Annotated in this window: 11 protein-coding genes; all 11 read left to right on the forward strand. The window is 37.9% G+C overall.

Going from position 1 to position 4,288, the window contains the following annotated elements; all coding sequences use genetic code 11:
• Complete coding sequence (locus R6U02_RS01870) at nucleotides 1–132, forward strand: helix-turn-helix domain-containing protein (protein ID WP_410261944.1); 132 nt, start codon at nucleotides 1–3, stop codon at nucleotides 130–132.
• A gap of 51 nt (nucleotides 133–183) precedes the next feature.
• The gene (gene brnA / locus R6U02_RS01875; protein WP_410261934.1) at nucleotides 184–423 is read left to right on the forward strand and encodes a type II toxin-antitoxin system BrnA family antitoxin; all 240 of its coding nucleotides are present in this window, start codon (nucleotides 184–186) and stop codon (nucleotides 421–423) included.
• A gap of 174 nt (nucleotides 424–597) precedes the next feature.
• Nucleotides 598–939 carry a type II toxin-antitoxin system RelE/ParE family toxin gene (locus tag R6U02_RS01880; RefSeq protein WP_410261935.1) on the forward strand — a complete coding sequence of 114 codons (342 nt, stop codon included), beginning with the start codon at nucleotides 598–600 and terminating at the stop codon, nucleotides 937–939.
• Nucleotides 917–1,216: a helix-turn-helix domain-containing protein gene (locus tag R6U02_RS01885; RefSeq protein ID WP_410261936.1), complete on the forward strand. Its 300-nt coding sequence runs from the start codon at nucleotides 917–919 to the stop codon at nucleotides 1,214–1,216. The genes R6U02_RS01880 and R6U02_RS01885 overlap by 23 nt, the downstream gene beginning before the upstream one ends.
• A 208-nt stretch (nucleotides 1,217–1,424) precedes the next feature.
• A complete protein-coding gene (locus R6U02_RS01890) occupies nucleotides 1,425–1,583 on the forward strand; it encodes a type II toxin-antitoxin system HicB family antitoxin (protein WP_410261937.1) in 159 nt (52 codons plus the stop codon).
• 167 nt (nucleotides 1,584–1,750) lie between these two features.
• The gene (locus tag R6U02_RS01895; RefSeq protein WP_410261938.1) at nucleotides 1,751–1,996 is read left to right on the forward strand and encodes a ribbon-helix-helix protein, CopG family; all 246 of its coding nucleotides are present in this window, start codon (nucleotides 1,751–1,753) and stop codon (nucleotides 1,994–1,996) included.
• Nucleotides 1,977–2,393 (forward strand): type II toxin-antitoxin system VapC family toxin, encoded by a 417-nt coding sequence (locus R6U02_RS01900; RefSeq protein ID WP_410261939.1) that lies wholly within the window; start codon nucleotides 1,977–1,979, stop codon nucleotides 2,391–2,393. The genes R6U02_RS01895 and R6U02_RS01900 overlap by 20 nt, the downstream gene beginning before the upstream one ends.
• Before the next feature lie 369 nt (nucleotides 2,394–2,762).
• Complete coding sequence (locus R6U02_RS01905) at nucleotides 2,763–3,011, forward strand: DUF2442 domain-containing protein (protein WP_410261940.1); 249 nt, start codon at nucleotides 2,763–2,765, stop codon at nucleotides 3,009–3,011.
• 116 nt (nucleotides 3,012–3,127) lie between these two features.
• A complete protein-coding gene (locus R6U02_RS01910) occupies nucleotides 3,128–3,364 on the forward strand; it encodes a hypothetical protein (protein WP_410261941.1) in 237 nt (78 codons plus the stop codon).
• A gap of 128 nt (nucleotides 3,365–3,492) precedes the next feature.
• A complete protein-coding gene (locus tag R6U02_RS01915) occupies nucleotides 3,493–3,786 on the forward strand; it encodes a hypothetical protein (RefSeq protein ID WP_410261942.1) in 294 nt (97 codons plus the stop codon).
• A gap of 276 nt (nucleotides 3,787–4,062) precedes the next feature.
• A partial coding sequence (locus R6U02_RS01920) for a hypothetical protein (protein WP_410261943.1) occupies nucleotides 4,063–4,288 on the forward strand: 226 nt, incomplete at its 3' end.

A 4,288-nucleotide genomic window follows, 5' to 3' on the forward strand; every position in this document is an offset into this window, starting at 1 on the left:
TTGGCGAAAAAGCTTTCCACAACAAAAAGCGCTGTTTCAAGGTTAGAGAATCACTCAGAAAGTGTAAGATTAGCAACTATTGAAAAAGTAGCACGGGTGTTCAATAAAAAGCTTGTTTTGGATTTTCAGTAGTCATCACGATAATTTCTGTGAGAAGATCCAGGGAAGAGGAGATAGATTTGTATGAAAGCATCTGATTTGGATACAAAATTTGACAATGGCGAAAACATAATAAAAGATTTAGATCTAAAGAAGGGAAAACGAGTTCTACACGAACAAAGACGAGTGAATGTAGATTTTCCGGAGTGGATGATAAAATCTCTCGACAAGGAAGCAGGGCGGCTTGGAGTAACACGGCAGTCAATAATTAAAGTATGGCTGGCTGAAAAACTTGAAGCAAGCAGTCATAGAAAAACAGGTTAAAATACATATACACTTCTCTGCTATATAGAATTTATCCTAAGTTGCGTCGACGCAAGTTTTTTTTGCACGATTGCTAAATCAGAATACTGCCCGGCTTCGCTTCACCCAAATTGCTTTAAACAAAGAACCATCTATATACTTGTAAAATGTTATCATTTATGATAACTTATATCTGTGGATTGGAAAGTATCATTTTACAATAAGAAAGTTTCCGAGGTAACACTCAAATTTCCCAAAGGAATCCTTGCAAACTTTCTCCATATTGTAGAAATGATTGAGCAGTATGGGCCTTCTCTGGGCATGCCTTATACTAAAGCATTCGGGAAAGGACTTTTTGAAATACGGGCAAAAGGAAAAGAAGGTATAGGACGCTCTCTCTTTTGCACTATTAAAGGGAATGAAGTGGTGATACTTCATTCTTTCATCAAGAAAACCAATAAAACCCCAAAGAAAGAGCTTGATATTGCAAGGAAACGAATGAAGGAGGTTCAAAATGGAAAGAGTAGATTTTTCTGATTTTAAGAAAGAAGCACTTAAAGACCCAGAAGTTCGAGAAGAGTATGAAAAACTGAAGCCGATTTATGAACTGCGTAAACAATTAATCGAGCTTCGCTCAAAAGCTGGCTTAACCCAAGAAGAAGTGGCTGATAGACTTCATACTAAGAAAAGTAATATTTCCAGGCTTGAAAGTGCCAACTCGAAAAGCTCCCCCCGGCTTTCAACCATAAAAGAATACGCCCATGCATTGGGGTATGAACTAAAAATAGACTTTATTCATAAAGATCAGGAGTAAATTTTACGTATTCCGGAGTGGATGATAAAATCTCTCGGCAAGGAAGCGAGGCGACTTGGAGTAACACGGCAGTCAATAATTAAAACATCATGAAAAACAGGTTATTATACATATGCATACCTCTTCTATATAGCGTTTTTCCTAAGTTGCGTCGACGCAACTTTTTGGCGAGATTGCTTCCAGAACATAATAGGTGTATGCTCAAACTATGAGTGCTATGTATTCGGTACATTTGAGCATATCCAAAGTAGATAACGGCCAGTATCTGGCAGAATCGGAAGATATCCCCGGCTTAGTTGCCCAGGGCAGGACTGTCAACGAGACAATCGAAATAGCCCAGGATGTAGACAAGTTCTTAAGTACATAGATGTCGCCCTGGTCACTCTAGCATCTTTCCTAACTTGCATCGTGCCGACTTTTTTACAAGATTACTTACAGTCTATACAAAGTTTATATTCAGAGCACGATCACTGTGTAACAAATAGTTGACGAATCCGACAGGGTGTATTACAATTAGTAATACGAGGTGAAAACATGACTACGGTTCGATTAAACCACGAGATAGATAGCAAACTTTCAATACTCACTGAAATGGAAAAAAGCTCTAAATCTGAAATTATAAAAAAGGCCATCAGTGATTATTATGATCAACATATACAAGGCAAAAGTTCTTATGAACTAGGCAAAGAGCTCTTTGGGAAATATGGCGCTGAAGAGAATGCATCAGAGGTATATAAGAGAAAAGTGAAGGAAAAATTGCATGAAAAGCACTCTCATTGATGCAGGGCCAATCATCGCACTTTTCAATAAAAATGATAAATACCACCAAGTAGTAAAAAGTTTTCTTGAAACCTATAAAGGTCGATTGATAACAAGCTGGCCGGTAATAACAGAAGCCTCACATATGTTGGATTTTAATGTACAGGTACAAATTGACCTGTTTAGATGGATCAGACTCGGCGGTTTAATCATAGAAGAAGTAACACTTGAGGATATAGATCGAATAATTGCATTGTCGGAAAAATACTCCGATATTCCAATGGATTTGGCCGATGCGACTATGGTTGTTCTATCGGAAAAACTCAAAATCAAAGAGATTGTTACAATTGATTCTGATTACTATATCTATAGAACTATTGAAAAGGAAATGATTAAAAATATTCTTGAATATACGTAGACTAGCCTTACCGATCTGAGACAGAACCTCAAGGCGCGAATGGATAAGGTGTATCACGATTATAACGGCAGATACCGCGTTGAGGTTATCTGAATTCTTTGGTAATTCGCCTCAATTCTGGCTAGGTATCCAGGATGATTATGATTTAGAGGAAGAGCGGCTCAAAATAAAGGAAGAATTGAAGCAGATTAATCGAATAGTAAAAACATCTTGATAGTTCAAACTTCCGGTAACAGCGAGTACCTCGCTGCGGCGTGCAGCACCTCCGCCTAAATTGCCCTGGTTGATCTCCACCTTAGGGTACTCGCGGGCGTCGTGCGAATAGTTGTGAAGCAAAATAGACTATGATAGAAGGAGGATTTTATGTATTTGGGTGTTAAAGATGTAAAACCTCTTTCAGATTACAAATTGTTACTTACTTTTGAGAATGATGAGAAACGCTATTTTGATGTTTCCCCCTATCTTGATTGCGGTATCTTTTCAGAATTACGGGATGTTTCAATATTCAATGCAGTATCAGTAAAATTCGATACTATAGAATGGCCCAATGGAGCAGATTTAGACCCCGAAGTTCTCTATAACGAAAGCTCTGTTGACGCTTCACAATTCATCGCATAACAAGCCTGTCCGGCTGCATGCCTTCCATCAACTTCCCGGCGGGCAGGATGCGGCCGCAGGACAGACAGTTGATCTCGATCTTTCGCTGCCAGTACAGCCAGGAGGAGGAGTAATAAATGAAAACTATGACATGCAAACAACTTGGAGGGGCCTGTGATAGGAAATTCCATGCGAATACTTTTGATGAGATAGCTGAGATGAGTAGAATTCATGGAATGGAGATGGTTCAGAAAGGTGACGAAGCTCATCTAAAAGCAATGAATGAGATGAAAACCATGATGGAGCAACCTCAAAAAATGGAAGAATGGTTTGAAAACAAGAGAAAAGAATTTGAAGATTTACCTGAAGACTAAGCACAAGTGACACTTTTCAACATTACATAACAAGGGAATATGCGGTTCCAGTCACTGACCCCCCTTTCACCCAACTTGGCCTTCGGCCAACTTCTCATATTCGCGGAACGTTATAGAAAATTTTTATCATGGAAATTATTGGAGATAAAATGAAGATAAAAGTACTGCTAAAAAATACAGATCCCGCTTTTTTTGAAAATATTCTTCCAATCATGTCGGATGAATTAATTATGCAGATAAATGAAAGAAAAAGGCAACTTATAATAACTCAATCTGAATATGATGATTTACTAACAGAATTATCAGCAATTAAGAACCATTCAGAAGGATATCCGGCTGATTATCAGTTGAAAATTGACCGAGCAATTAACGATTTTATGTCAGGATGGTCATTTGTTTTAGCCAATTCTTCGGAGTCATGATAAAAACTCCTACTAACAGCGAGTCTACAAAATGGCTATGCCACTTCGCAGACCCATGTCATCTTCAATTCTTATTTTTCTTGTAAGATTGCTCATTATATGGCGGTTTTTATGTATGACCTTTGAATACGAGAGGCATTGTTAGAAGCTAACAAGGTTGAAAATATACTACCACCACCAGAGTTGTTAATACCAAAAAAGAGATTTATGTTGCATGATCATTAAATCTTGATAAACAGTACGATTAATAGTACTATATACAGGGAGGTTAATAGTATGAATAATATTGTAACTGCAAATGATTTGAAGGTAAAAGGCGTCTCAATAATCGATGAAAAAACATCGGAGACCGGAGAAGCAATTATTTCGGTAAGAGGTAAGAATAACTACGTCGTTCTATCAATGGAAGAATATATCCAGTTAAGAGAATATGAATTAGATGCTGCCATAAAAGAATCAAAGGAGGATATGGCAGCCGGTCGACTTGTCGATGAGTCAATTG

The sequence above is a fragment of the Alkalibacterium sp. genome (genome assembly GCF_046484155.1).
GTDB lineage: Bacteria > Bacillota > Bacilli > Lactobacillales > Carnobacteriaceae_A > Alkalibacterium.

Bases quoted from the DNA above. Each gene is read 5' to 3' on its own strand.
- brnA (WP_410261934.1), top strand. From the start codon at position 184: ATGAAAGCATCTGATTTGGATACAAAATTTGACAATGGCGAAAACATA.
- R6U02_RS01885 (WP_410261936.1), top strand. From the start codon at position 917: ATGGAAAGAGTAGATTTTTCTGATTTTAAGAAAGAAGCACTTAAAGAC.
- R6U02_RS01890 (WP_410261937.1), top strand. From the start codon at position 1,425: ATGAGTGCTATGTATTCGGTACATTTGAGCATATCCAAAGTAGATAAC.
- R6U02_RS01895 (WP_410261938.1), top strand. From the start codon at position 1,751: ATGACTACGGTTCGATTAAACCACGAGATAGATAGCAAACTTTCAATA.
- R6U02_RS01900 (WP_410261939.1), top strand. From the start codon at position 1,977: ATGAAAAGCACTCTCATTGATGCAGGGCCAATCATCGCACTTTTCAAT.
- R6U02_RS01910 (WP_410261941.1), top strand. From the start codon at position 3,128: ATGAAAACTATGACATGCAAACAACTTGGAGGGGCCTGTGATAGGAAA.
- R6U02_RS01915 (WP_410261942.1), top strand. From the start codon at position 3,493: ATGGAAATTATTGGAGATAAAATGAAGATAAAAGTACTGCTAAAAAAT.